We start from the raw sequence: 25,609 nt of genomic DNA, 5'->3' as shown, positions 1-25,609 counted from the left end.
GTTATCTAGAGCTTTTTGACGCTGCCCCCTCTCCATTTTCCTGGGCACGTCTTGCTTTTAAAAGCCTCTTGTTGTAGTACATGGCGTCATCAGCCTTCTTGATTACATCCTCAAGCTTGCTGCCATCCTCAGGACATCTCGCATAACCAGCGCTTATTGAAACCTTGAGATTGATCTCTCCGATCACAACATCTCTGGCAACGTTGTCTCTCATTCTGGAAATAACGCCTTCATAGAACTTTTTATCATGAGTTCCGTGGATAACTACCACGAATTCATCACCGCCGATTCTGAACGCTCTGTCTTTTTCTCTGATACTGTTCTGAAGTCTCTTGGCTACGATGTTAAGAAGTGCATCGCCGGTATCGTGGCCATAAGTATCATTGACCATCTTAAAGTCGTTCAGGTCCATATAAATTACGCCATACGGAAGCTTCTTTCTGGTGAGCTCATCCATATGTTCGTGATAACTTCTGGGATTGTATAGATTGGTAAGGGCATCTCTGTAAGAGAGCACCTCCAGCTCCTTGGCATTGGCCTGCATGTTCATATATGCATACATAAAGAGCGCTGCCAGTGCACTAATAACAAAGGCAATTGCCGTTGCACTGAGAACCTCCGGCCATCTGATCCAGTCTTTGGCAGGTGCGATATAAAGAGTCCAGAACGCACCACCTACCGTACTGATCATGGATTCTACAGGCGTCTTTAGCTCTTTATCCGAGCTGTTAACAATTACCCTGTTCTCGCCGCTAATGGAATTGTTGCCAACTAGCTCATACTCATAGCCCTGATCATAAAGTCTTGGAATATCAGCATCAGCCATGAAAATAGTCTGATCTACTGTAACAGTAGCAAAACCCCAAAAGCTCTCATCCTCAAGGAAAATAGGCTTGGTTATTATTATTCCTGGTGTATCGTCATTCAAAGTCGCAGGTGCAATAATGACTGACACCTTGGACATCTTGCTATAATCCGCATACACACCATAACGGGAATCTTCAAAGAAATTTGAGCCTGTACGAAGAGATGATGTTGAAGGATAGACGTACTCCACAATACCATCCGGCGCAAGTGAGATGTCTATGACATCAAGATAATCATTGAAAAGAGCATCTGAAATAGCATTAAAGCTCTCCTGGGTAAGTTCTCCATTGCTGCTGCGAAGCTGAATCTCAAAAACTCTTGCGATATACTCTCTGTTATCAATCTCCGCTTCAATCCTGTCGCCAATAGAATCCGCAATAAAGCTAGCCCTCTCTTTACGGGAGCTGGAAGTGCGGTTGACATAAAGGCCAGCCAGAGCCATTGTGATAACAAGAGTAATTACGAATGTAATAAGACCTAAAGAGATACTTTTTTGCTTAGTCATCTTACCCTCACAAGAATCGCTTTTGAGAACATTTATACGCCATATACAGTAATTATACCATACTTTGATAACTATATATGCTGTTTAGATACTCTTAATAATTAGCGTCCTTGCTATGGGTTGCTGTTCCATTCTAAATCAGATAAATATCTTACTTGGATGCTTCTCTTATGTAGTCCATGGCTTCAAGATAGCCGTTAAGGCCATGTCCGTAGATCTGTGTATCGCACGCGGGGGCTGTTACAGATACCTTGCGGAATTCCTCTCTGGACTGGATATCTGAAATGTGAATCTCAACCTTGGTTATGTTCTCGATACTCTTGAGGGCATCGTGGATTGCATAGCTATAATGGGTGTAAGCTCCTGGATTTATTACGATTCCATCTGTTCCATCGCTGTAAGCAGCCTGGATTCTGTCGATGATAGCTCCCTCATGATTGGACTGGTAGAGTTCTACCTCATCCCCATCGGCTGCTGCCTTATCTCTTATCATCTGGCAGAGATAGTTGTAGTCCTGATTGCCATATACTGCCTTTTCACGAATACCCAGGAAATTTAAGTTTGGTCCATTGATTACTAGAATTCTCATATTAGTCCTCGTTTTATGTTTTTCTGTATTATCTGATAATCATTCTTGATGTGAATTCCTATTTTATTTGGTTGTCTCAGATCCAGGTAACACGAAGGTTCCTATACTCTGCTACCATAGGTGACAGCTGCCTGAAGCCTATACAGCCACCTGTCAGGATATCCCCGTAGGATATGCCGTCGTCATCGAATTCAAAAATCTGGAGATGATTGATATTGAACCTTATCTTTCCTGATTGCTTGACAATCGTCATGGAATACCAGGGCGCATCTACGCTTGCATCAGGAATGGGATCTGCCCCCTGAGCAACCAGGTTAAAGCCATAGCTCTTTCTGAGGTTACAGGTATGGAAGGCTCTTTCACTTTCCTCTTTGCGTCTGAAATATGAGACGTGGAAGGCATTGATGTCTCCACTGTGATACTGTTGATATTCGCCTGTTCTGGGCTGAAGTGACTCATCAAATATAGAAGCCCCGTTTCTACCCTTGGCAGCAAAGAACATCATGGCAAGCCCCGGCTCCTTGATTGGCCGAAATTCCCACTCAATTGCCACGTCAGAAGGAAAAGCCACCTTGCACCACAACACGAAGTTGGCCCTCTGTCCCTCATCCGGCCCAAGCTCACTCTCAAGTCTCATAACTCCCTTGGAAAATGAGCTGTTGGCCCTGCCTTCAAGCTCGAAGTCCTGCAGGCAGCTCTCAGAATTAAGTGGATTCTCATATATCAGCTTAGCCATTTATTACCCCCCTGTAATTTCTGACCATTTGAATTCTTTACCGGTTCTCTGCTCATATATCTCAATAAATGACTTACCCTGATCATCAGGGTTAAAATCTACATCCTTGGACTTCTGCCTCCAGACATTGTCTTCAGGAAGAAACGCATAAGCGATGTTGTGCTGAAGCCACTCATAAGCCATGTCATCAGCTGTTCTGTAGCTCTCCATATCAGCCCCATGAATCGGGTACACATCAATAAGAGCCTGACAGATTATGATCATATCATTTGAATTCTCTATCAGGTAGGAATCCATGATCTTCCAGTGGTCTTCCCAGCGGATTGCAGTATATACCTTATTGTCGTAGGTAAATTCGTAGTTACTGCCCTTGCCATCCATATCTCTAAGGCCGATGTCAGCAGTGGAATTAAGGATGCCACTCTTTGTTGTGCTGCCTGAATTGCTTGAGTCTGAGCCTGATTCCTTTCCTGATTCATTGCCTACGTCAGAGCTTGATGTATCTTCATTACTTTCGCCATATGTGCTTGTTACTTTTTTGCCCTCTTCAATCAGTTGTGACATCAGGCTGGATGAAGCATCAGCAACATCTGATACCATCTCCGATACTACTTCACTGCCTTTTTCTACAATCACTGATTTTCCAAAAGATGCTATTTCACTGGCAGTCTCTTCGTCAACGTAGTCAGAAAGATTGAAGCTGCATCCAATGCAGCTAAATACTGCCGTAGCCATGGTAAGAGCTATGGCTACCGCCCTAAGATTTTTCTTTTTCATAATATCCCCTCGTGTTTGGTGCTAAACCAGTTTCTTGCCAAGTGCTCTAAGCGCAAAGCTGATGCAGATCGCAGCTATTGCAATTGCAAGGCATGTATAAAGAACTGGTCTGAGTGTTGTGGCATACCCCTCATAATCAAATATTCCTTCTGCATGGAGCTTGGCAGAAAAGTACATCCAATAGATTGTTGATGCAAGCGCTATGATCCACAGGCAAACTCTGGTGCCAAATAGTATTTTTTGTTTTTTATCTGTTGTCTTATTCATTGTATCCTCCCACAGAATCTATTTAGGCTCTGTAGTATATTATTTCTCTATGTCTTTTCCCATGATGAAAGTCTTGGTCTTCTCCATCACATCCTTGATGGTATCGAGATCTGATATTATGTCTCCCGTTTCAAGCGAATGATCAGCATCCTCGTAAATGTGAAGAGTTATACCAATCTCGGAAGCCAAGTCTATGATCTCAGCGATGTTGCTCCAGGGGTCGTTAGTTCCAATGAATGCAATCGCATTTTCTGCTCCCTGTGGTATCTCTTTTACCTCAAGCACCTTCATGGTATCAGCAAGCGGCGTATACAGAACTTGCCTGACATTTCTGAGTTCGTGCTCTTTTGCATAAGCTGCAGCTATTATAGTGCCAATGCTCTTGGACATGAAGAGTACATCATCATATTCATCCCATTTGATATCCTGTAGCTGCTCCTCGGTCTGCTGATACATAGACTCAAAGGTCTTATTCATCTTCTCTTCATCGCCGCGTATCTTATCCACAGGCGCGCTGTAGCTAACCTGAACACATTCCTCGTATCCAGCTTCTCGCGCTATTTTCCTGCCATAATACAGTAACGGTTTGTCGCAGTGATATCCCACCCCAGGGAACATCACAAGTAATCTCTTCTCTCCCATAACAATTCCCTTTATTATCATTATTCTCCATTATACCAATCAAAAAAGTGGTCCACAACTATAGCTGTGAACCACAAAAATCATTCATACGCAAAAGTCTTAAGGAATCTCTTTGCCCTGTCTGTAGATGGATTCTCAAAGAAGCCCTTAACATCTGTTGTTTCCTCGACAATCTCGCCCTGGTCGAAAAAGACAATTCGATCTGCCACTGCTTTGGCAAAGGCCATCTCGTGGGTTACGATTATCATTGTTGATCCGCTCCTTGCGAGGTCCAGCATGGTCTGGAGAACCTCGTGCACCATCTCAGGATCGAGGGCTGCTGTAACTTCGTCAAAGAGAATGACCTCTGGATGCATGAGAAGTGCTCTTACGATAGCAACTCGCTGCTTCTGTCCGCCAGAGAGCTGGCGAGGATAATAGTCTTTTTTATCAGCAAGACCAACCTTATCAAGCAGCACCAGCGCTTCTCTTATAGCATCATCCTTGTACCTTTTCTGTACCTTGACAGGAGCAAGGACTACATTTTCAAGAACGGTCTTATGTGGAAAAAGATCATAGGACTGGAAAACCATTCCAATCTTCTGTCTGATCTTGGTTATATCCTTTTTATCAGGTTCAACAGGAAGACCATCAACTGTGATGACTCCCCCCTGGATTTCTTCAAGTCCATTAAGGCACCTAAGGAAGGTACTCTTTCCGCAGCCTGAAGGGCCGATAATAACTACAACCTCTCCCTTCTTAACAGAAAGATCTATATCCTTAAGTACGACATTTCTGCCGTATTCTTTATGCAGGTGCTTAACCTTAACAAGCTCACCCATATCAAACCCACCTTTTTTCTAACTTAACTGCAAATCTGCTGATTGGCCAGCATACGATAAAATACAAGAGGAAAACTACAGCGAATACTCCAAATGCCGCATTGGGCGATGCTTTTCTGTTAGCCTCTATTATCTGCTGGGCAACCTTGAGTACTTCTACAATTCCGATCATCATTACAAGAGATGTTGTCTTGATCATTCTCGTAACAAGATTTATGGAAAGAGGAAGAAGCCTTCTTATTGTCTGTGGAAAGACAATATAAAAATGCACCTGAAACTTGTTCATCCCGAGTGCATAAGCCGAATCATACTGAATCCTTGGAATACTCTTTATTGAACCTCTGACCAGATCTCCCATCTCAGCTGTCCCCCAGAACACAAATACTATGATTGCTGAAAGCTCTGCTGAAATGTTGATTCCAAATACTCTGGTAGTTCCAAAATAAACTATGAACAAAAGAACCATCTGAGGCATTATCCTGACAACTTCCAGATAGCTTCTAAAAAGTAATCTCAAAGCCCCATTTTTGGAGGTCATCAAAACTCCAACTATAAGTCCCAGAACAATGCTGATGACAACTGATATAAGGCTTATCTCAACAGATACCCATAGTCCCTTAAGGAGTCTTAGCATATTGGTTCCTTTGAACAGAACATCAATCCCCAAACCCTGCATATCTAACTCTCCTCTCAACTACTGATCCCAGAATTGATACAGGAAGCAGCATTATCAGATAGTACACAACCAGCAGGAACAGGCACTCTATGGTCTTGGCATACATGCCTATCAGATCCTTGGCTGTAAACATCAGGTCCATCAAGCTGATAGTGGAAAAGACTGATGTCTCTTTTAAAAGAAAAATGACATTAGCCATAATACCGGGAATGCTGATGGAAATTGCCTGTGGCAGGATGATATTCCAGAAAACCTGTCCCTTACTCATTCCAAGTGAAAGAGCACTCTCGCTTTGAATAATGTCAATTGATTCAAGGCCACTTCGCATGGTCTCTATCATATAAGCTCCGCCTATAAGTCCAAGCCCCATTATTCCACAGGTCTGTGCTGATATTCTGATTCCGAGCTTGGGAAGTGCAAAATAAATAAAGAAAAGCTGCACAAGCAGCGGAGTATTTCTAAACAGCTCAATGTAAGCTGTAAGTATTTTACCTATAACGGGCACCTTGAAATATAGGGCTGCTGCCCCTGACAGCCCTATGATAAAAGCTGTCAGGATTCCCAGCATGCCTATTTTAAATGTCAAAAGGAGTGCTTCGTTATAAAGTGGGATATATGATCTTATTACTTCAATATCCATTTCAAGTCCTTTACTGAACCTTGCCACCCTCAACTACAAGTGTGTTCTCATAGTCTGCGCCATAAGTATCAAGAAGTGTTGCTTCATAGTCTGCATGGAAGAAGTTCTCAGCTCCAATTGCCTCGATCTCTTCATTGAGCCATGTAAGAAGTGATTCATTGCCCTTAGTAACTGCAGGAGCAATTGTGTCAGCATCGCCAAGTGATGGGATACCTACTGTAAAGCCCTCGTTCTCAATAGCAAAAGCGATAACCTCTGTGTTGTCATTAGCCCATGCAATAGCATTTCCGTTTTCAAAAGCTGTCTTGGCCTCTGCATAAGCATCGTACTTCTGAAGCTTAATATCAGGGTAGTTTTTCTCAAGATATGTCTCAGCAGTTGTTCCAGAGATTACAATGATCTCATCCTCAGCCTTAACATCATCAAGGCTTGAAAGAACTGCATCTGAAGGTGATACTACGCCAAGAGCTACGTTCATGTATGGAAGAGCAAAGTCAACTTCCTGAGCTCTCTCCTCAGTTACGGTGAAGTTTGCAAGAATGATATCAACCTTACCTGTCTGCAGATACTCGATTCTGTTAGCAGCCTCAGTGGAAACATAGTTGATCTTAACTCCCAGGTCCTGTCCGATTCTCTCTGCAAAATATACATCGTAACCAGCATAGTTACCGTTCTCATCCACATAGCCAAATGGGCTCTTATCTGAGAAAACACCGATGTTGATAGTTCCGCTATCCTTGATCTCATCTACTGTTCTGTATACTACAGATGAGTCAGGGCTGGCTGCCTTGGCTGTCTGGCCATCAGCGATAGCTGTTGCATTTGAACTTCCGCATCCAGTGAGAGCTACAGCGCCAAGTGTAGCTGCTGATAATACTGTGACTACTTTTGTTAAAAGATTCTTTTTCATAATTATTCTCCTCCGATTAAAATTATTTATTTTGCTGCAGCAAAGCCTTTTTCAAGGTCTGCAATAATATCGTCAACGTGCTCTGTACCAATTGAAAGTCTGATTGTGCTCTGTGTGATACCCTGATCAGCAAGCTCCTCGTCGTTAAGCTGTGAGTGAGTTGTTGTTGCTGGATGGATAACAAGGCTCTTAACATCTGCTACGTTAGCAAGAAGTGAAAAGATCTCAAGGTTATCAATAAACTTCCAAGCTGCCTCTTTGCCGCCCTTGATCTCAAATGTGAAGATAGAAGCTCCGCCGTTAGGGAAGTACTTCTCATAAAGAGCGTGATCTGGGTGATCAGGAAGGGATGGATGGTTAACCTTCTCAACCTGTGGGTGCTTGGAGAGGAACTCAACAACCTTCTTGGTATTCTCCGCATGTCTGTCAAGACGAAGTGACAGTGTCTCAACACCCTGAAGAAGAAGGAATGCATTAAATGGAGAAATTGTTGCTCCTGTATCCCTGAGAAGGATTGCTCTGATGTATGTAACAAAAGCAGCTGGTCCTACTGCATCATAGAAAGATACACCGTGGTAGCTTGGGTTAGGAGCTGCGATCTGTGGATAGTTGCCGCTTTCCTTCCAGTTGAACTTACCTGACTCTACGATGATTCCGCCAAGTGTTGTTCCGTGGCCACCGATGAACTTGGTTGCTGAATGAACTACGATGTCAGCGCCGTGCTCAATTGGTCTGATGAGATATGGTGTTCCGAAGGTGTTATCGATTACAAGTGGAAGACCGTGCTTGTGAGCAATTTCTGCTACTGCATCGATATCTGGAATATCACTGTTAGGATTTCCAAGAGTCTCAAGGTAGATTGCTCTTGTGTTCTCTTTGATCGCACCCTCAACCTCTGCAAGGTTATGAGCATCTACGAATGTAGTTGTGATTCCGTACTGTGGAAGTGTGTGTGCCAGAAGGTTGTAGCTTCCGCCGTAGATTGTCTTCTGAGCTACGATGTGTCCACCGTTTGCTGCAAGAGCCTGGATTGTATATGTGATAGCTGCTGCTCCGGATGCTACTGCAAGTGCTGCGCTTCCGCCTTCAAGTGCTGCAATTCTCTTTTCAAATACATCCTGTGTGGAATTTGTAAGTCTTCCGTAGATGTTACCCGCATCAGCAAGTCCGAATCTGTCTGCTGCGTGCTGTGAATTTCTGAATACATAAGATGTTGTCTGGTAAATAGGAACTGCTCTTGAATCTGTTGCTGGATCTGGCTGTTCCTGTCCTACGTGTAACTGAAGTGTTTCAAATCTGTAATTGCTCATACCTTTTTCTCCTCTTCGACATTTATATTTTTGTTTTTGCTGTATTTCCGTTGCGTTTGTGTTGAATTGATAATAAAATGTATTTACCTACTATGTCAATAGGTTTTGCGATAAGTAATTATTATCACCCCCGATAAATACTGCTTAATTCGCAGATGTCACGTAGTGTTATAATATATATGAGGAACATGCATATTAGATATTGTCTTATAGAGATGATTATATCTATAATGTACAGTACTCTTTTTTGATGGAAGGAGCATTTATGTTTTCTACAAAAGGACGCTACGCCCTTAGAGTAATGATAGATCTGGCTCAGCAGGAAAGCGACGAATTCATCCCGCTCAAGGATATAGCCGAGAGACAGGACATCTCCAAGAAGTATCTGGAGATCATAGCAAAAGAAATGGTGAAGGGCGGTCTTATAACCGGCGCCAGCGGTAAACACGGCGGCTACAAGCTCTGTAAAGAGCCAGCAGATTATTCTGTTGGTGAGATAATAGAACTAATGGAAGGATCCTTTGCACCAGTTGCATGTCTGGAAAATGACTGCTCTGAATGTGAGAAATCCGCAGAGTGCAAGACTCTCCCCATGTGGACAGAGTTCTATGAACTGGAAAAGAACTTCTTTTATGGCAAAAAATTAAGTGACCTGATCAACAATTAACCAGGCCGCGGGTAATATATAATTTACATTCATATAGTCTTACAATCCGGATGAAGTCATTTACATATATGGCTTCATCTTTTGTTTTTCAAAGAATTCATCTATGTTTGCGATAAGCTCCGTGGGGGGCATTGTCTTAAGAAGATATTTCTCCGGTTTGAGCGATACAACCTGCATGACACTGTCCTTATCGCCTTTGTTTGTGAGGAACATTACAGGTATATCACAGGTAAAAGACTCGCTCCTTAGCATCTCAAGTACCTTAGGACCTGGGGTTACCGGCATCTCGTAGTCAAGAAGGATAAGGTCCACCTGATTCTTAGCAAGGAAGGTGATCGCAGACATTCCAGAATTAACCATGAAAACCTGATACTTTTCTGATAACCAGCTCTTAATAGTTCTGAGCATTGTACCATCATCATCCACCACAAGGATTTTCTTTTTCTGATTCCTTATTTCTTCGCATTCAACGACCTCGTTCATTTTACGAGCCAGTTCCTTGACGTTCACAGGTCTCTCGAATACTGAAGCAATCTTTTCTTTGGAGATGATACCATATATCTTTTCAATCTCATCAGGTGATCCTATGGCGCTGATGGATAGGTCACTGTCAACTCCCTTATCCCGCAGATACACCAGGAATTCCATCATCTCGTCAAGATCATCCACATAAATGAGATAAACACTTGGCTTGTTCTCGAGATGTTCAATTTCAGTGACATTAGGCAGGGCTTGAACTACATCAAAGCCCTCTTCCTTAAGCTCCTTGGCTATAGAGGTCACCATAAAGCTCTTGCCACTACCTATCAGTAGTACTCTCTTCTCCATCTTAATCCTCCAGTAAACTGATCAGCGCATCTCTATCAACTGCTGAAATCAGCTGTCTTACCCTTTCGTACTTGTCCTTATAATCCTTAGGAATCCTGTATTCAGACAGCATATTCATGATTCCGTCTGCTGTATCATAGTCATAAGCTTCAACCAGCTCTCTGATATCGCCAAAGGCATTCTTTAGCTCATCCTCCCCTATTTCCGGAAGCTCACTCTCATCCACATCGCCGTTTATTGCTGACAGCTTCTCATTATAGCTTCTAAAAAGTTCCAAAAGCTCCGGTGTCTTATTCATGATCTCAGCTTCATCGTCGCTATTGCCGCAGTCCTCAAGATGAGCTGCCAGCTGAGACAACTCCATTGCACCGATCAGGCTTGCTGAGCTTTTCAGCGCATGGACATTTACTGTGTAGTTGCGATAATCTCTGTCCGCTGCAAATTTCTCTATACTGTCTGCCTTGGTATTTATCGTAGTCAGGAATTCTTTTACCACATCTACCAGAAGCTTCTGGCTTCCACAGTTCTTCTCTGCCTCGGATAAGTCTATCCCCTGAAGCTTATTGAGAACTGCAAATTCATCATCTTCAGCACCTTCAAAAGAGCTGTCACTTCCAGCATCCTTCGCTGTCAGGATAACCTTGTCCTTAGGAAGATACTGTTTAAGCATTTCCTCAAGACTCTCACCACTTACAGGTTTAGACAGATAATCATTAAAACCTGCAGCAATATATTCTTCCCTGGCTCCTGCTCCGGCGTTAGCTGTAAGAGCAATACATGGGGTATCCTTGGACAGGTTACCGCACATCTTCTTGAGAGCATCAAGGGTCTCAATGCCGTCCATCTCCGGCATTCTGTGGTCAATAAAAAGACAATCATATTTCTTTTTCTTGACCAGCTCTATGGTCTCCATTCCGCTCTCTGCAGTGTCTACTCTTATCTGAGTGGCTTTCAAAAGGCCTTTCACTACGGTGAGGTTTATAGGTGTATCATCCACAACAAGGATAGTCGCACCAGGAGCAATAAAGCTCTCCTGATATTTCTGCTGCTTGCCTAGATACTCTCTGTATCTTTCCCTGAAATCTCCAAGTTCTTCCCATGAAGCCACTTTCTGTTTAACTTCAAAAGAAAAATCTGAGCCCTTTCCATAAGTACTCTTAACTTCAAGCCTTGTATCCATGAGGGCTAACAGCTTTTTGACAATACTCATGCCAAGTCCGGTACCCTCAATAGAACGATTTCTGATCTCGTCAATTCGTTCAAATGGCGAATAGAGCCTTTCAATATCCTCTTCCCTTATTCCTATTCCAGTGTCAATAACCTGGAAACGCAGGTAAATGCTGTCATCATCAGCTTTTCTATAGGATACATTTAAGGTTACACTTCCTTTTTCCGTATATTTAACAGCATTGGTGAGGATATTTGTAACGCACTGCTTAATCCTGATCTCATCACCGATCAACCTGACCGGAAGTGTCTTGTCGATATTGAACTTGAGCTCAAGGTGCTTATCTTCTGCCTTGACAGCTATTAGATTTACAAGGTCATTTATAGTTGAACTGAGGTGGTACTCCACTGGGATAATATCCATCTTACCAGCTTCAATCTTAGAAAAATCCAAAATATCATTGACAATTCCAAGAAGAGTATTGCCCGCACTCTTGACACTGTTTGCATACTCAAGGGTCTGGGTTTCGCCACTCTCGCGAAGGATCATTTCGTTGAGTCCCAGAACTGCATTTATAGGAGTTCTTATTTCATGAGACATATTGGATAAAAAAACTGATTTAGCCTCAGATGCTTCTTTGGCAACCTCAAGCTCTTTTTCCAATTCATGTTCAGTTTTGATCCTGCCTATGTAATCTTCTATGGCATGAACCGTTTCCTTAATGGAATCATAAACTATGCGGATCTCATCATGTGATCTTACGGCTATCTCATCAACCTCGCGACCTACCTCAAGTTTTTTCTCATCGTCAGCCTCAGCATACCTCTTCATGAAATCTGACATATTTCCAAGAGGCGCACCGATGGCTGTCTTGGTATAGAAATTAGCGACACTGGCCATGGGAACGCCCACGCACAACATAAGCAGCATCATCTTGATATCATAGCTGATAGCAGTTGCATTCAGCGTATATTTCATGTTCTCGATGCGTTTTGCTATCTCAATAGCTTCCAGGTCTGAATTCACCTTCCCAACATGAATACCGGCAGCGAACATATCCTTGAGATCAGGGAAAAGAGCCACCATAAAAACTGCCACGAAAAAGGCAAGCAAAAACTCAACAGCAATGATAATGAATGTAATCTTATAGCTTACTTTGGTTTTTCGAAGCTTTCTTTTAACATCTTCTTCCAGATAATAGCCTGTATAAGCAGCTGATATAGGAAATTGATACTTCCAGCTATCCGGTGCTTTAGAATAATACAGATGAAAAAGCAAGGCTATCACATATATTACAATCGCTTCCTGGGATAAGCTCTTTAAAAAGTTTTTCATCTGATCAAGTGCATATCCATTTGAGGGAATCACAGAAAAGCATAGCGTTTCAAAAGAGGCGTCAAGAATCAGTGTTATAGTAGCTCCCAAAATAGTCCACTTTATGGTCTTAAACCACATATATTGCCCTATAAAAGAAAAGCAGAGTGTCGCCACAAGGTAAACCGACATAATATAGGCATAATCCATGTTATAGATAAGGGTATAAATGAAGCCAATAACAAAAACTAATGAAGATATAAGATAGCCGTAGAGCCCTCCGACAAGCAGATATGGGAGGAGGAAAAAAGAAAAGATAACTTCTCCGCCCATAGTAATTGACATATTCTCACTATAAGTAGACACGTTACAGCAGCCTATCCCCAAGAGAATCAGCACAATAACTCCTATTAGAGAATTCCTTATAACTATAGATTTTTTATACTTTTCCAGCCCTAGCATAGAAAACCTCATTTATAACAAGTATAATAAAGCGCATACAATTACACTTTATTATATCAATTGATACCCTGATTATTTATGTACAAATTATAATATTTAGATTAATTCTTTGCGTTTATAGCATTTATCATATTATAATGATGGTACACAGATAATGATCATTCGAAATTATGCCATTATCTGATAGTTCCTCGTATAAATAACTGTAGATTGATTCAGACCCAAAGGAGGAAGTTGTTATGAAAAAACGTATTGTATCTGTACTAAGCGCTATTGCAGCTGTTGTAATTGCTCTAAGCGGTAGTTTTTGGGGCGTAACAGCCAAGGCCGCTGACAGGGCCACCACTTATCTCAAGGATGCCAAATTCATCGAAGCTATGCAGGGACCTGCCAAGGACGAAAGCGACATTACAATCGCCCTGTATGAGAAAAAAGATTCTAATCTGATATATTTCAGTGATGGCTTTTCTGAAGGCTACTCTACTTACACAAAAGAGACTGTAAATACCAAGGATTATGGCGTTGTTTACAGAATAGCGATTGCCGAAGGATTTAAGCTTAACTATTATGAAAAAGATGGAACTCCTTATCTTGAGACAGATGATGGTGTAGTATTTAAATGCAAGCTCCTGACTGAGGATGAAGCACTGAAGCTTCAGAGTAAGTAAGATTGTATATAATTCTATAGAAAAGCAAAAAACGAGCATACCCAGCTGAGTATGCTCGTTTTATTATGCCTTGTCTGCAAATCTATCAGATTGTCTTCTCTAAGAACTCACGCTCTTTTTTGGTAACGCCTTTTTCTATTACCTCTGCCTTAACTCTGTTAAGAGCAACGCGGATTGCTGGAACAAACAGTATAGCTACTGTGATTGCTGCTTCTGTAAAAATGTAGCTGGCATTGTAGGATGCTGAATATGCAAGTGGTGACATGTTTTCAGGTGCATAATCGGCGAAGAAAACCACACCAGACAATACTGAGAAGAAGTATCTTCCAATCACACCTACTAAATATCCCTTGAACAGCCCCCATTTGCTGTTATGGAAAAATCCTGAAAGTCCAAGAGCTGTGAATGCAAGGATGTAGTCACACAGAAGCTGTGGAATGCTAATAATATATGGATCAACGATCATCTGAAGAAGTCCATAAGCAAAAGCCGCAGAAATACTAACTCTTGGTCCATATAAATATCCAATATATGTAACAAAGAACATGCTGAAAATTGTAAGGGATCCGCCAAATGGAAGCTTGAACAGCTTGATGTTGGAAAGGACAAAAGCAAGTGCCAGGCACAGAGCAGAAACTGTGATCTGTTTAACACTCATTTTTCCCTTGCCATCAGCATTCTTAAAAAAGCTGATCATTGCAAATGCAATCAGCGCAAGCACTATAACAAGCGCATATCCCCCTTTTGTTATGTTGTAAGTAACATACCCGTCTTCTACTACTTTTTCCAGAAAAAGACTCATTAAAAAATCCTCCCTTGATGTCTATCCGCATCCAGGGAGGATCCTAAGTTCCTCATATAATTACAAGCTTCCTGCACCAATCATCGCTTCTGATTCACTGCTCCTGATGCATTTATAGCTTGGCTACTAGCTTCCCTACGTCGGCATTATCCGAGTCAGGTAATAAGGGTTAGACGCACATGGCGTACACTCTCAGCATTGCTCCCCTAGCGGCATTATTTAATTCTATTTCATTAAACACTTGCGTGGGGAAGATGTCAAGAGACTAATCGGCCTTTTTAGTTTTCTCTAGTTCGTCATATATTTTTTCTTCGTCATATTCAGGAGCATAGTTCTGAGCCACATTTACAATCTCGGAAATTTCCTTCTCAGCTATCTCATCGTCAGCTTCAAGTTCATCTAATATGGTCTCTAAATCTTTTCCTTTAGACAGTTTCTTACAGATCAACCTGATTTGGTTCAGCAATTCACCCTTATCCTGGCCGATTTTCCGCTCTTCCATAACATTGAAGCTAGCCTTAAAGTTAGCAAATAAATCACTCATACGACGCTCCTTTATCTGACTTACAAAGTCTTGAATCTCATCCTCAGAAACACGATGTTTTCTGAGCAGTACTGCAATAACCCTTGCCAGAACATCTAATACATCTTCAGGCGCATTAGCTGACAGATTGTCAACGTATTCTCTAGGAAGATTAAGCGAGTTAAACTCCTCAGAATTCCGTACCTTATTCAGTATCATCAGTAAAGATAATCCATCGTTTTTCTCTATAAGTTCATCCTTATCATGATCTGCTGTATTCACCAGGTGGTACTTGTAATCTGGTACATAGGGTAAAAAGATATCGCTTAGGGCTATCCTACTCTTTAAAAAGTTATCAGCCGTCCAAGTCTCCTCACCATTATAATAAACAATAGGAAAAATCGGTGGGTACTTGAACCCTGCAAGTTTGCTAACTCCCGGAATCTTCTTCTCCTGTCTCTTCTCATAGTCTTCCCAAATGTAGACCATGTAGCGGAGTATCTGCATGCTTACATTATAATCCACCTGAGATTTGTGTTCAATCAATGTAACAAAAACCTCATCGTTGTCTCCTACTCTCACCTGCTTGACTACATCGGCATTTCTCTCCTCAGTAAACATTGGAATGTAGCGTTCTGTCACATCAGTGATATCTTCTGCCTGAACATTCTTAAGAAGATCAATGTTTGAATAGTCTCTTAATAACTGTGCACAAAGTGTAGGATTCTCAAAAATAAGCTTCGCACCGTTATCCTCCACTTTGCTGTTAGAAATCTGCTGATTGCCAGCTTCATCTGTAGTTTGTTCTTTTTCCTGCATAAAATATGCCTCCTTCATAACATTTCAAGTTAATAAATAATCTTAATAATATGGGCTTAAATAGATAATCCACCCGCCTATAGGGATCAAAAGACATGCACCCGAAAAAAGAGCGCACTAAAGAAGGCACAGAAAAATGTGCACGGAGTCTTGAGGATAATCCCTATAGACAAAGTGTTTGGTAGATTTTGGTCATGCAAGAATTCTGTTCAAGGAAGCTCAGCGAATTAGACACGCTGTCCGCATAACCAAATGCTCCGAATGGAGCTGATGTAGTTGTTGTTCGCACCTGTGACAGATTATCAAAAGAATAATCTGCTGTAAATAGATTCGGTGCAATCTTAAAGAAATCTTAAGAAAGCCTTAAGAAAATCGCAAGAATTTGACTCTATAGTGATAAAAGGTGTTTTGAATCGAGAATTTATCTGACGTTTCTCCAATTTGCATTTACATCTCCAGCCTCATCTAACGGTAAATCGCCCCTATTAATCTTGAATATCTCCCAAATACAACCTATAATATCTACATAGATATAAATATGAGGTTGTTTTATGTCGGAACTTTATTCTACTCTTAAGGCTACCAAAATCGATCTTCTCCGCAAGAGAAAAATGACTCAGACAGCGCTAACCAAATATGCACTGCCTGGATATATTTCGCTCAAAAACATACGGGGTAAAGAGACATATTATCTCCAGTACAGAGATGAATATAGCAAACTAATTTCAGTCCACCTTTCCAAAGATAAGCTAGCTCTGTGCCAAAGCGCTTTTTCTCAAAAGGCGAGTCTGGAAAAAGAGCTGCAGGAAATCGATGAGGATCTTCGTCTTTTAAGCCTTGTGGAAATAGATTCAAACCAAGATATTACAAGTGATGATAGCCAGTCTAGCCAGAGAATACTTGATAACGCCGTAGGAATTAGCCCCAGACATAAGTACCTCTTTTACCTTACTGCTGGAGAAGAAGCTGGAGACTACCAAATACACTTTTTCACCAAAAAAGAAATCCATAATGTTCCTATGATTTTCGTCAACGAACACCTAGAGAGCAGAATCGGCGATTACATAATCTCAGCATCATGTATTGTAGACGAAGCTGCAGATAACCTGGCCAAAGAGAACACGACATCTTCCGCATTAACTCCCCCATCAACGGGCCAGTACCATACAAAGAGCGGAATAACATTTAAATATCAGCCAAGCAAATCAGGCTATACCCTTAGTTTCTTTTATAAAAAGAAAAAATACAGTATCGACTATACTCCTTATGCCCAATATTCAGGAGATATCAACAAAATAGAATTAGCCAGAATGGGATTTAAAATAGAGCAATTTATAAGAATGAATGCATTTGCAAACGAGGTACATAAATATTATGAACGAAGACAAAATGTTCATACTGAAACACAAAAATCATGATGTCGCCATTCTCCAATTGAGTGCAGATGGTGACATAGAGAATTATCAGATCATAAATCCAGCAAGGATGCCATATGTCGGATCAACAGATGCAAGGAACATTCATACTTGGTGGAAGAATCGAGCGATTCCTGAAGGTAGAGCTCGTCTTGTTGAACTACTAAAACAATACGATTGTCAATCTCCAAGTGAATTTCTCATGAAAAATTTGGGATTGAGCTTATCAGATGCTTACTGGATTTCTCCGGCAGAGCTGGATCTTACTTGGGAAGAAGCCAATCTTTATGATAACGGAAATAAGACTATTCATTTTCATAGTGCAGATGGCAGAGTCCACTACTCCAATCAAAAGGATGCTTCATTAGGAGGAAATCTAGACAAATATTCCATCAAGGAAGATGATATCTGGTATCTTGATAAATATAGTGACAGCAAATACCCTGATGGCCTTCAGAATGTTAATGAAGGCTTTGTTTCGATGCTCCATAACATGCAGGGATTCAAAGAGTATACATCTTATGAGATCATCTCAGATGGCGCCAAGAATAGTATTAGTAGATGCAGATATTTTACCACCAAAGATTTAGAACTCATCCCAGCCTTTGAAGTTACAGGAGGCTATGATCTGAGTAATGACTATGATGGTGGAAAAGAGCTTGCGAAATTCATACGCAGTTGTATAAACAATGGATTAAACGCTGATTACGTGAGACATTTCCTGGATTATATGTTGATGACTGATTTTATAATAACCAACTCCGACAGACACTGGTATAACTTTGGCATCTTGCGTGATACAGAGACTCTGCGTTTTGTATCTATGGCGCCCATTTACGACAATGGTAACTCCATGTTCTATAACATTTACTCACCACTTAACAGAGCTTCACTCCTGCATCTCGAGGATAATGGTATTATCAAGCAGGAAGTCAAAAGACTTGACCTGGTGCAAGACAGGAACATCATAAATACATCTCTTCTCCCTACCCCTTCGCAGGTGGAAGAATACTATCTAAATCATGCCATAGATAAAGAGCGCGTAAACATCATTACACGCTCTTATAGTAATAAGCTTGATCTATTTATGGAATATCAACTTGGACTTCCGATTAGCTATAACACTGAGATGTATGACTATATCTCGGAAGTTCCTGTTGTAAATCAACAAATAAATTCTGCATTTTTTGAGGAAAGACCGCAGATGATGAATGAGGCTATTAAAAATATTATATCGTTAAAGCATTACCAAAACAATTAAACAAACAGCCTACACCTAGCATGAGCAATATTGAAATCATCTCGGTTCCTCATAAAATATACCGTTTCCAGCGTTTCACACATATATCCTATATATCGATCAGATCGCTCTTTTCCTCTAGGAACAGAAAGTTCTTCAACCTTTTTTAGAATAGGAAATAACCAACGACAATAATCAATAAGCACTTTCTTCTTAGCCAAGATTATATTGTAGTTATACATATATCTTTGCCCCAGTATATTATCCCAATCCTTGGCATACTCAGGACAAACCTTTTCTACAGCTTCCTTAAGGGCAGTATAATCAGAATCCTTTAAATATCTCTTGTGGTGAGAGTGAATATCAGGTTCATATGGCATTGGATAAGGGAGTACCACGTCTATTTCATTGTCATATAAGCGCAGCAAATCTTCATCAGATATTTCCAATACTCTCCTATAATGAGCAAGACCATAATATGCTCCCTTACCACTGAATTCATCCTTACTGCACTCCAGAACATTCTTCCATATCCAGTACAATCCAGTCAGTTCAGAATAGTTACCATTTTTGAAAGAAATGTTGTCTCCAGTATCATCTGTCATATCCGCAACTTTACTACTTGCCATACCAGCGCCAACCTGGATCGGAATCATATATTCTGGAAAATCGTATTTCCCGGTAAGCTTTTTATCCTTCTCGTGTTTGGTCATATATACATGTATTTCCGGCTTATTTCTCCCGACAGGGAAATGTGAAAGCGGCAAGAAATCACCCTTTAAGGCAAAATAATTGCCGATGCAATCAGAAAAAGAGCTTTGATTAAGCCCTTGATAATTTGTAAATCCATATTTTTCTAACGTACTAACTATTTGATTCTGAACATTTTCAGGCACAGCAATCAGGACAAATAATTCTTTCTTTTCATTCTCAGAAATTCCCGTGGCAAAAGACGCTATTTCTCTGACCGGAAGCCCTCCAAGAGTATCTGCATTGATACCCTTTTCAGTGACAAGAAAGCATTTGATATTATGCTCAGGATATATAGTTGTAATAGCTTCAAAGGCTCCCAGGGCAATTCCTTGAGCGCCATAGATAACCATTTCCATATATGATCCTCATCTAACTACTGTAGCGTTCAAAAAGCATATAGAACAGTTTCTGTTCCGTCAAAAGAATAATGTCTTAGGTACAATTTATAATCTGGACGTATTCTCAATATATATTCCGGTATCTCGAAAATATCCTCAGGATTATGATACACACATATGGCCAGCTTAGGCTTATTATTTCTTATCGAATTTTCTGCGCCATGTAGAGCCCGTAGTTCTGCCCCTTCTATATCCATCTTGATAAAAGAAACAGCCATATCCCCAGCCTCATTGTCTATCGAATTAGTCTCTATAGACTCAGTATCTCCTATGGCATCAGCAATTTCCCCTTCTACTATATGAGAAGTGGCATTTCCTGTAGCTACGAAGGATAATCTACACTGCTTATCCCAGGCTCCCTTAGGTACAATGCAGTATGCTTCGGCATTTACTTTTTTATCTTCCATGTTGGCTTTTATATTATCAATGTTTCTTCCATCTGGTTCAAAACAAAAGCTGTATCCATTGCCTTCACACCATTTCAGGAACTGTACAGTAGACATACCATCACAAGCCCCAGCATCAATGAACACTTCTTGGCCATCTATATGTGGAAGCTCATCAAGGTCAAAGTACTGTTTTCCCTCAGTGAGGTCGTACAACACTCTTCCATCGACAATCCTATCTACGTCTACTCCATTCTCTGTTAAATTTCTTACTATATCCTCATAATAACGTTTAGAAGAAACTACTATCTTACTATTCCCTAGTTTTCTCAGAAATTCTGATGTACTTACTATAGCAACACCGCTTAGTGTGTCAGTTTTAGGATTCTTATCAATAACACCTCTCCATGATATAGTGGGCGTCATCTTCAGCATTTTTTCACCGTAGGCTCCGGCACCATATAGGAAAAGGCCATCTCCACTCTGAGCCTTCTCTAATATAGAAATGTAATCCTTCCATAAAGAATCTGTTTCGACTTTTTTCTCGACTTCATGTCCAAGGCCATACAAATACTGCTCATCCAACGTTAATGAATACAGTACTCTCATAGCGAAGATTCTCTTTGACTCTTCATCTGCAAGCTTATCATTTACCTGTTTGATTAAGTCCAAATGCAACTCGAGTTCTTTCACTTAACACCTCATCCATATCAAAGCCATATATTCTATTGCACTTAAGCTTCTGATTCAGATCTGCGATAATCGCATCCCTCGTATGCTGATAGGAACTTGCAACAACTACCGCATCATAAATATGATCATCAATTTCTTCCGGAGAAATAACATTCATATCGTCGTCTTTTAGACGGGCATAATCTCTGTCAGCAATTGCTACTACATCGCAAAATCCTGTATCCTTTAAATATCTATAGAGCCTTGTTCCATATAACCCCGCTCCATATATGATTACCCTTTCACCTCTTTTTACTTCAGGAAATGGGAAAAGATAATCTAGTTTTTCTATACCGGCATACAAAACATCTGCCCTTGGAATCATGAGAAAAAGCACGTACAAAAGCCATTGATCTGCCAATAAATTATCTGCTGCCTTGGAAAAAATCTCATTAACTGACTGATATAGGACTTTGAAACGAAGTCTCTCAGACTCGTAATCTGCTACCTTTTTCTTCACCATGGAATTGCTGCTCTGTCTGTAATGGTAAAGACAATCCTGCATTATATAAATGCTCTCAGCTGATAAAAGGCATGGATAAACACCCGCTGCATCTTCACCCATTACAATTCTATCGTCTTCATTCATAAGATGCGGTTCTAATGTGCATCTACTAAACAGCTTATCCCAGTACCCAGGGTAAATTCCCCACTCAAAAAAACCTTCTTTAACAATCATCCGGGGAAATACCTGTGTCAGTAATTCATTTCTTCCATACCGCCCCGCCTCAATTCCCTGACATACTCGGCGGCTTAAGTCACCCATCTCTTCAATTCTACCGCACATGGATACTTGCACATTCTCATCCGTCAAGGCTCTATACAGCTTCTCATACATTTCTGGCTCAATCCAATCATCTCCATCGACAAAGCCTATATATTCTCCTCTTGATGCCAACAAACCGTTTTTTCTTGCCCTGACAATGCCGGAGTTTTCCTGGTGAATAACTTTTACTCGCGAATCCCTTGCAGCATATTCATCACATATCCTAGCACTATTATCGGTAGATCCATCATCAACCACAATAACCTCAATATCCATATAGGTCTGCATTATAATGCTTTTCAAGCAACATTCTATATAGTTTCCCAAGTTATATACGGTAACGACAATGCTTATCATCTTCGCTCCACAAGCTCAATAAAATCTCTTAAACAATGTATTCTATCTTCATCTATCTTGATGCCTTCGTTTTTATCATCAAATATACTTGATCTTAACATCATATCTAACGGATACTCAATGATGATTCCATTATTTAAATCATATTCAAAAAACACAGTCTTGTATTTCCATGCTTCAACATTGTGTTGCATTTCACAAATAGCTATTCCATCCTTTAACTTGCACCACATCAATTTTTTATCATGAACATTGATATTTAATTTTGTTACAGTCACCTTGTATTCATCCTCAATATCCATTTTAATAATTTCATTAGTAGATGACGGCATTATAAATAAACATTTATCATTAAATATCATCACGTTATTATTATTTGCTTTTATTCCCGTTCTAATAATTGCTTCACAAGTACCAGTTTGAAGTGATATTACATCAACATCACCTTCAGTCGTTAATACGTAACATTTCTCGTCATGAACAGCTGCACTCGAAATATTACCGTAATAATATTCATATGTTTTTAATTCTTTTTCTTCTTTTTGTATGATTCCAATTTTTGACGCTTCACTATTCCATAAACAAATATATTTTTCTGTTTGCGATAAATATGTCAACCAAATTGTATTATCTTCACATCTACGGTCCAGTATTCTCACCGTAAAATCTGGATCAACACAATATGTAATCTGAGATTCTGCTCCAAAAAGGATAAGTTCATTTCCAGATAAATATGGTATTAGCACTTCGTTATCTTTCTTTTGTGGAACGCTTACTGTGAACTCAGTATTATCAACGGGATCAAAAACTAAAATGCTGTTCATTGTTGCTGGAGCAAAGACGATTTTTCCTTGATAGCATATTGAAAAATGATATCCTCCCCACCCCAAATATGATTCATCATAAAATAATTTCTCATACGAAAGTAAATCAAAAGAAGCTATCCCAATTCCATAGCAGTACGCATAGAATATTCTTTCCCTAAATTCTATACATGAAGATAAGATTGGTATACTTTTTACAACGATCTCATCTATACTCAACATATACTTTTACCCTTTTGAAGCATATACAACACACTTTCTTATACTTAAACTGTGCCACACATCTTCATCCCACAAAAAGACAACATTGCCGTTAGAGCACCTAGTCTCATATCCGTACTCTTTAAATCTCCTTTCCAATAATTCCAGATCGTCATTTCTATGATAGCAACAAACTGATGCCTTAACACAGTTATTTCTAAAAGTATTCTCTGCGCCTTCTATTGCATCTGCTTCATGTCCCTCAATATCCAGCTTAATAAAAGTAACTTTTTCATTCTGTGAAACTATGCTATCTAGCCTAGTCGTTAATCGACTATCATAATTTGATAATGCTTTATGAGAGTATTCTATTTTGTCTTTAAAAGGCAAAAAGGTATAATAATTAGGTTCATCCCACCACCAATCCGGCTCAAATAAAAACATTTTAGCTGCTATAGACAAATATTTTAAAGCGAAATTCCCTTCACAGACACCTCCATCAACAATAACCCCTCCCTCGGATACTCCATGATCAGACGTCACATATAGATGCGGCGATGACGGCATTTGTTCCCAATTCATATCTTCGCAAAACTGCATTCCATCACGATTAGTAAATTGATAATTTCTAGGAAAATACATCCTTTGAATCTGATTTGTTACATCTTCAAACTCAATATAGGGAAGATTATTCTTCTTATCCCATATAACTGGATGATTATGTTCCCTCTTGGGAAGTGACTGATTAAACATAGTCAAATCATTTTTTTTCAAATACTCTATTGTTTTCTTTATCTCATAATCCTTAGTACCACTATATTTCTCAATTAGTAACAGTTTTAGAAAGAAATATTTATCTTTTACCTTTTCTTCTGGTATCCTATATCCATATTTGGCTTGAATAGACACATCCCACTCGTTTTCCATCAAAATAGCTATATAATCAAATCCTCCCTCTATCGCTTCTCCAGGTGACACTATCTTAAAGCCATGAAACAAGCATCCTCTCTTGGACAAATCATTATCAATAATGCCCTTTATATTAAAAGTCATATTACTACTAAGGCAAATATTATTGTCCTCTGCTCCTAGTAATGCTAAATCAGCTATGTGTCCCGCTCCCCAAAGATATATGTCTATCATTTCAAATTCTCCGTTATAATATCAGTAAAAATATAAGTTATGTATCATCTACCTTTTTTATCGCTCATGTAAATAAAACTCAAGATATTCAAGCATAAATTCAGGGTCAGAAATCCTAAGCATTACTTGATTTATTACCATCCCAAGCCTTTCCTTCGTTTCATCCATAAAATCATCAGGTATATCCTTCTTTTTTACGATATTGCACACCAATCCACCAAATGGTATTTCTGCCACATGATTCTCGTGAACATAAGTTGTTATTTCAACATACTCACCTAATAATTTGTTAATATCAATGCATGATTCATTGTTCCATACAACAAGATGTCCTTCTTCATTTGAGCAAATATTCCATTGATGCATATCTGCGTAAAATGCTTTGTAAGCCTCGTTAATATGGTGGAATGTAGATACTACACCATATTTTTTTACGACTCTTAGACACTCTAATATTGCACTAATAGGATCAATACAATGATCCAAAGCATTATCAATCAGTATAATATCTGCGCTATTTTTCTCAATCATATATGAAAGCATTTCAAACATTCCAAACTTTATTCCATCAGGCATTTTCCCATTTGTACATCCCATAGAAAAAGCCCTCTGATTAAGTCGATTATAAATATGTGCCAATGGGTCAACACCTATTAATGATAATTGTTTTCCATTCCATCCCTTTCCGTAATTACTGCAAATACCGCATCCCACATCTAATATTACCGAATCCTGTTTGACGAATTCTTTCACCCTATCACATTCAAACTCTTTTGATGAATCCACTCTGGCTAAATAATGGTTATGATAATAGCCTTCAGGATTAATAACTTCATCTCTCCAAAAATGCGCTTCAGCTAAAAAAGATTTAAACCATTGCTGTATTTTGCTTTCATAATCTATTACTTTTTTATCTTCACGTTGAAGTAATACCGGTATTTCATACATATGATGGAATTCATAAGTATCCATCAACTTCCCGGTAAAATTATTTTTTTCTAGAAACTCCGTAATCTGTTCCTTATTCTGTGGATTATACCCACCAATTATTATCAGTACATCATCTGCATTATACTTAGTAATAAAATTCACATCTGACAAAACATAAATGCCGTCTATTTGCTGGTCAATGAGATTTATATCTCTGTCAACAAAACATTCGGCGTCTATGTTCAATCTTTCTCTTAAAACTTTTAAAACAACACGCCCTCTATCCTTTGCTCCCCAGATAATAATTCTATTACCATTTAATTGCATATGATTCTCTCTATACTTTCTTATATATTTTGCACAAAAGAACCAGTATTTAAGCCCTATGTGCAATTGGTTAATAAGTTACAAACAATGATAAGCAATAAATAATGGGCGAAAACTATGTCATTTCAGGTACAATGCATATGTGT

Annotated in this window: 25 protein-coding genes and 1 riboswitch; of the genes, 4 read left to right on the top strand and 21 right to left on the bottom strand. The window is 39.7% G+C overall.

The annotated features are described in order from the left end of the window. Position 1: 1 nt before the first annotated feature. The 11 genes from IJI01_RS13800 to IJI01_RS13750 form a co-directional block, all read right to left on the bottom strand. Positions 2 to 1,372, bottom strand: a complete 1,371-nt coding sequence (locus IJI01_RS13800) for a sensor domain-containing diguanylate cyclase (RefSeq protein ID WP_292191619.1) — start codon at positions 1,370 to 1,372, stop codon at positions 2 to 4. A gap of 151 nt (positions 1,373 to 1,523) precedes the next feature. Beyond that, positions 1,524 to 1,961 carry a type II 3-dehydroquinate dehydratase gene (locus tag IJI01_RS13795; RefSeq protein WP_292191616.1) on the bottom strand — a complete coding sequence of 146 codons (438 nt, stop codon included), beginning with the start codon at positions 1,959 to 1,961 and terminating at the stop codon, positions 1,524 to 1,526. A 76-nt stretch (positions 1,962 to 2,037) separates the two neighbouring features. Further along, the gene (locus IJI01_RS13790; protein WP_292191613.1) at positions 2,038 to 2,697 is read right to left on the bottom strand and encodes a DUF1961 family protein; all 660 of its coding nucleotides are present in this window, start codon (positions 2,695 to 2,697) and stop codon (positions 2,038 to 2,040) included. A gap of 3 nt (positions 2,698 to 2,700) precedes the next feature. After that, the gene (locus IJI01_RS13785) at positions 2,701 to 3,474 is read right to left on the bottom strand and encodes a hypothetical protein (RefSeq protein ID WP_292191610.1); all 774 of its coding nucleotides are present in this window, start codon (positions 3,472 to 3,474) and stop codon (positions 2,701 to 2,703) included. A 21-nt stretch (positions 3,475 to 3,495) separates the two neighbouring features. Continuing rightward, complete coding sequence (locus IJI01_RS13780; RefSeq protein WP_292191608.1) at positions 3,496 to 3,741, bottom strand: hypothetical protein; 246 nt, start codon at positions 3,739 to 3,741, stop codon at positions 3,496 to 3,498. A 39-nt stretch (positions 3,742 to 3,780) separates the two neighbouring features. Continuing rightward, positions 3,781 to 4,383, bottom strand: coding sequence for an alpha/beta family hydrolase (locus tag IJI01_RS13775; RefSeq protein WP_292191605.1), 603 nt, complete (start codon positions 4,381 to 4,383; stop codon positions 3,781 to 3,783). 80 nt (positions 4,384 to 4,463) lie between these two features. After that, the gene (locus IJI01_RS13770; RefSeq protein ID WP_292191604.1) at positions 4,464 to 5,204 is read right to left on the bottom strand and encodes an amino acid ABC transporter ATP-binding protein; all 741 of its coding nucleotides are present in this window, start codon (positions 5,202 to 5,204) and stop codon (positions 4,464 to 4,466) included. Between the two features lies 1 nt (position 5,205). Continuing rightward, a complete protein-coding gene (locus tag IJI01_RS13765; RefSeq protein WP_292191601.1) occupies positions 5,206 to 5,880 on the bottom strand; it encodes an amino acid ABC transporter permease in 675 nt (224 codons plus the stop codon). Beyond that, a complete protein-coding gene (locus IJI01_RS13760; RefSeq protein ID WP_292191600.1) occupies positions 5,861 to 6,520 on the bottom strand; it encodes an amino acid ABC transporter permease in 660 nt (219 codons plus the stop codon). The genes IJI01_RS13765 and IJI01_RS13760 overlap by 20 nt, the downstream gene beginning before the upstream one ends. 10 nt (positions 6,521 to 6,530) lie before the next feature. After that, complete coding sequence (locus IJI01_RS13755) at positions 6,531 to 7,430, bottom strand: transporter substrate-binding domain-containing protein (protein ID WP_292191595.1); 900 nt, start codon at positions 7,428 to 7,430, stop codon at positions 6,531 to 6,533. 26 nt (positions 7,431 to 7,456) lie between these two features. Continuing rightward, a complete protein-coding gene (locus IJI01_RS13750; RefSeq protein ID WP_292191593.1) occupies positions 7,457 to 8,740 on the bottom strand; it encodes an O-acetylhomoserine aminocarboxypropyltransferase/cysteine synthase family protein in 1,284 nt (427 codons plus the stop codon). A 265-nt stretch (positions 8,741 to 9,005) separates the two neighbouring features. Here IJI01_RS13750 and IJI01_RS13745 point away from each other — a divergent pair, with 265 nt between their 5' ends. Then, complete coding sequence (locus IJI01_RS13745) at positions 9,006 to 9,407, top strand: RrF2 family transcriptional regulator (protein WP_292191590.1); 402 nt, start codon at positions 9,006 to 9,008, stop codon at positions 9,405 to 9,407. A gap of 60 nt (positions 9,408 to 9,467) precedes the next feature. Here IJI01_RS13745 and IJI01_RS13740 read toward each other — a convergent pair whose 3' ends face one another. Continuing rightward, positions 9,468 to 10,235 (bottom strand): response regulator, encoded by a 768-nt coding sequence (locus tag IJI01_RS13740; protein WP_292191587.1) that lies wholly within the window; start codon positions 10,233 to 10,235, stop codon positions 9,468 to 9,470. 1 nt (position 10,236) lies between these two features. Further along, positions 10,237 to 13,116 (bottom strand): response regulator, encoded by a 2,880-nt coding sequence (locus IJI01_RS13735; RefSeq protein ID WP_292191584.1) that lies wholly within the window; start codon positions 13,114 to 13,116, stop codon positions 10,237 to 10,239. Positions 13,117 to 13,418: 302 nt separating this feature from the next. Between IJI01_RS13735 and IJI01_RS13730 the strand changes: the two genes are divergently transcribed. Further along, positions 13,419 to 13,847, top strand: coding sequence for a hypothetical protein (locus IJI01_RS13730; RefSeq protein WP_292191581.1), 429 nt, complete (start codon positions 13,419 to 13,421; stop codon positions 13,845 to 13,847). 85 nt (positions 13,848 to 13,932) lie between these two features. Here the strand turns inward: IJI01_RS13730 and IJI01_RS13725 are convergent, their stop codons facing one another. Then, a complete protein-coding gene (locus tag IJI01_RS13725; RefSeq protein ID WP_292191578.1) occupies positions 13,933 to 14,649 on the bottom strand; it encodes an energy-coupled thiamine transporter ThiT in 717 nt (238 codons plus the stop codon). A 115-nt stretch (positions 14,650 to 14,764) separates the two neighbouring features. After that, a riboswitch (TPP riboswitch) is annotated at positions 14,765 to 14,867 on the bottom strand. 47 nt (positions 14,868 to 14,914) lie between these two features. Further along, positions 14,915 to 15,991 carry an Rpn family recombination-promoting nuclease/putative transposase gene (locus IJI01_RS13720; protein ID WP_292191575.1) on the bottom strand — a complete coding sequence of 359 codons (1,077 nt, stop codon included), beginning with the start codon at positions 15,989 to 15,991 and terminating at the stop codon, positions 14,915 to 14,917. A 551-nt stretch (positions 15,992 to 16,542) separates the two neighbouring features. Here IJI01_RS13720 and IJI01_RS13715 point away from each other — a divergent pair. Further along, on the top strand, positions 16,543 to 17,409 hold the full coding sequence (locus IJI01_RS13715; RefSeq protein WP_292191572.1) for a hypothetical protein: 867 nt from the start codon (positions 16,543 to 16,545) through the stop codon (positions 17,407 to 17,409). Positions 17,410 to 17,608: 199 nt separating this feature from the next. After that, the gene (locus IJI01_RS13710; protein ID WP_292191569.1) at positions 17,609 to 18,667 is read left to right on the top strand and encodes a hypothetical protein; all 1,059 of its coding nucleotides are present in this window, start codon (positions 17,609 to 17,611) and stop codon (positions 18,665 to 18,667) included. Here the strand turns inward: IJI01_RS13710 and IJI01_RS13705 are convergent. From IJI01_RS13705 to IJI01_RS13680, 6 genes are read right to left on the bottom strand one after another with little or no spacing between them, the layout of a single operon-like run. Continuing rightward, positions 18,664 to 19,755 carry a DUF4422 domain-containing protein gene (locus IJI01_RS13705; protein ID WP_292191566.1) on the bottom strand — a complete coding sequence of 364 codons (1,092 nt, stop codon included), beginning with the start codon at positions 19,753 to 19,755 and terminating at the stop codon, positions 18,664 to 18,666. The two genes, IJI01_RS13710 and IJI01_RS13705, sit on opposite strands and share 4 nt — an antisense overlap. Positions 19,756 to 19,784: 29 nt before the next feature. Continuing rightward, positions 19,785 to 20,855, bottom strand: a complete 1,071-nt coding sequence (locus IJI01_RS13700) for an FkbM family methyltransferase (RefSeq protein ID WP_292191564.1) — start codon at positions 20,853 to 20,855, stop codon at positions 19,785 to 19,787. After that, entirely contained in the window at positions 20,830 to 22,038 is a 1,209-nt protein-coding gene (locus IJI01_RS13695) for a glycosyltransferase (protein WP_292191562.1), read from the bottom strand. Before IJI01_RS13695 ends, IJI01_RS13700 begins: the two co-directional genes overlap by 26 nt. Next, complete coding sequence (locus tag IJI01_RS13690; protein ID WP_292191560.1) at positions 22,035 to 23,084, bottom strand: hypothetical protein; 1,050 nt, start codon at positions 23,082 to 23,084, stop codon at positions 22,035 to 22,037. Before IJI01_RS13690 ends, IJI01_RS13695 begins: the two co-directional genes overlap by 4 nt. A gap of 6 nt (positions 23,085 to 23,090) precedes the next feature. Next, positions 23,091 to 24,206, bottom strand: a complete 1,116-nt coding sequence (locus tag IJI01_RS13685; protein WP_292191558.1) for an FkbM family methyltransferase — start codon at positions 24,204 to 24,206, stop codon at positions 23,091 to 23,093. A gap of 57 nt (positions 24,207 to 24,263) precedes the next feature. Next, positions 24,264 to 25,463: a methyltransferase domain-containing protein gene (locus IJI01_RS13680; protein ID WP_292191555.1), complete on the bottom strand. Its 1,200-nt coding sequence runs from the start codon at positions 25,461 to 25,463 to the stop codon at positions 24,264 to 24,266. Positions 25,464 to 25,609: the final 146 nt, after the last annotated feature.

Source organism: Butyrivibrio sp. (genome assembly GCF_017433805.1).
GTDB lineage: Bacteria > Bacillota > Clostridia > Lachnospirales > Lachnospiraceae > Butyrivibrio.
The sequence above is the reverse complement of the archived record's forward strand: the minus strand, read 5'-3'. Positions and strand labels throughout refer to the sequence as shown.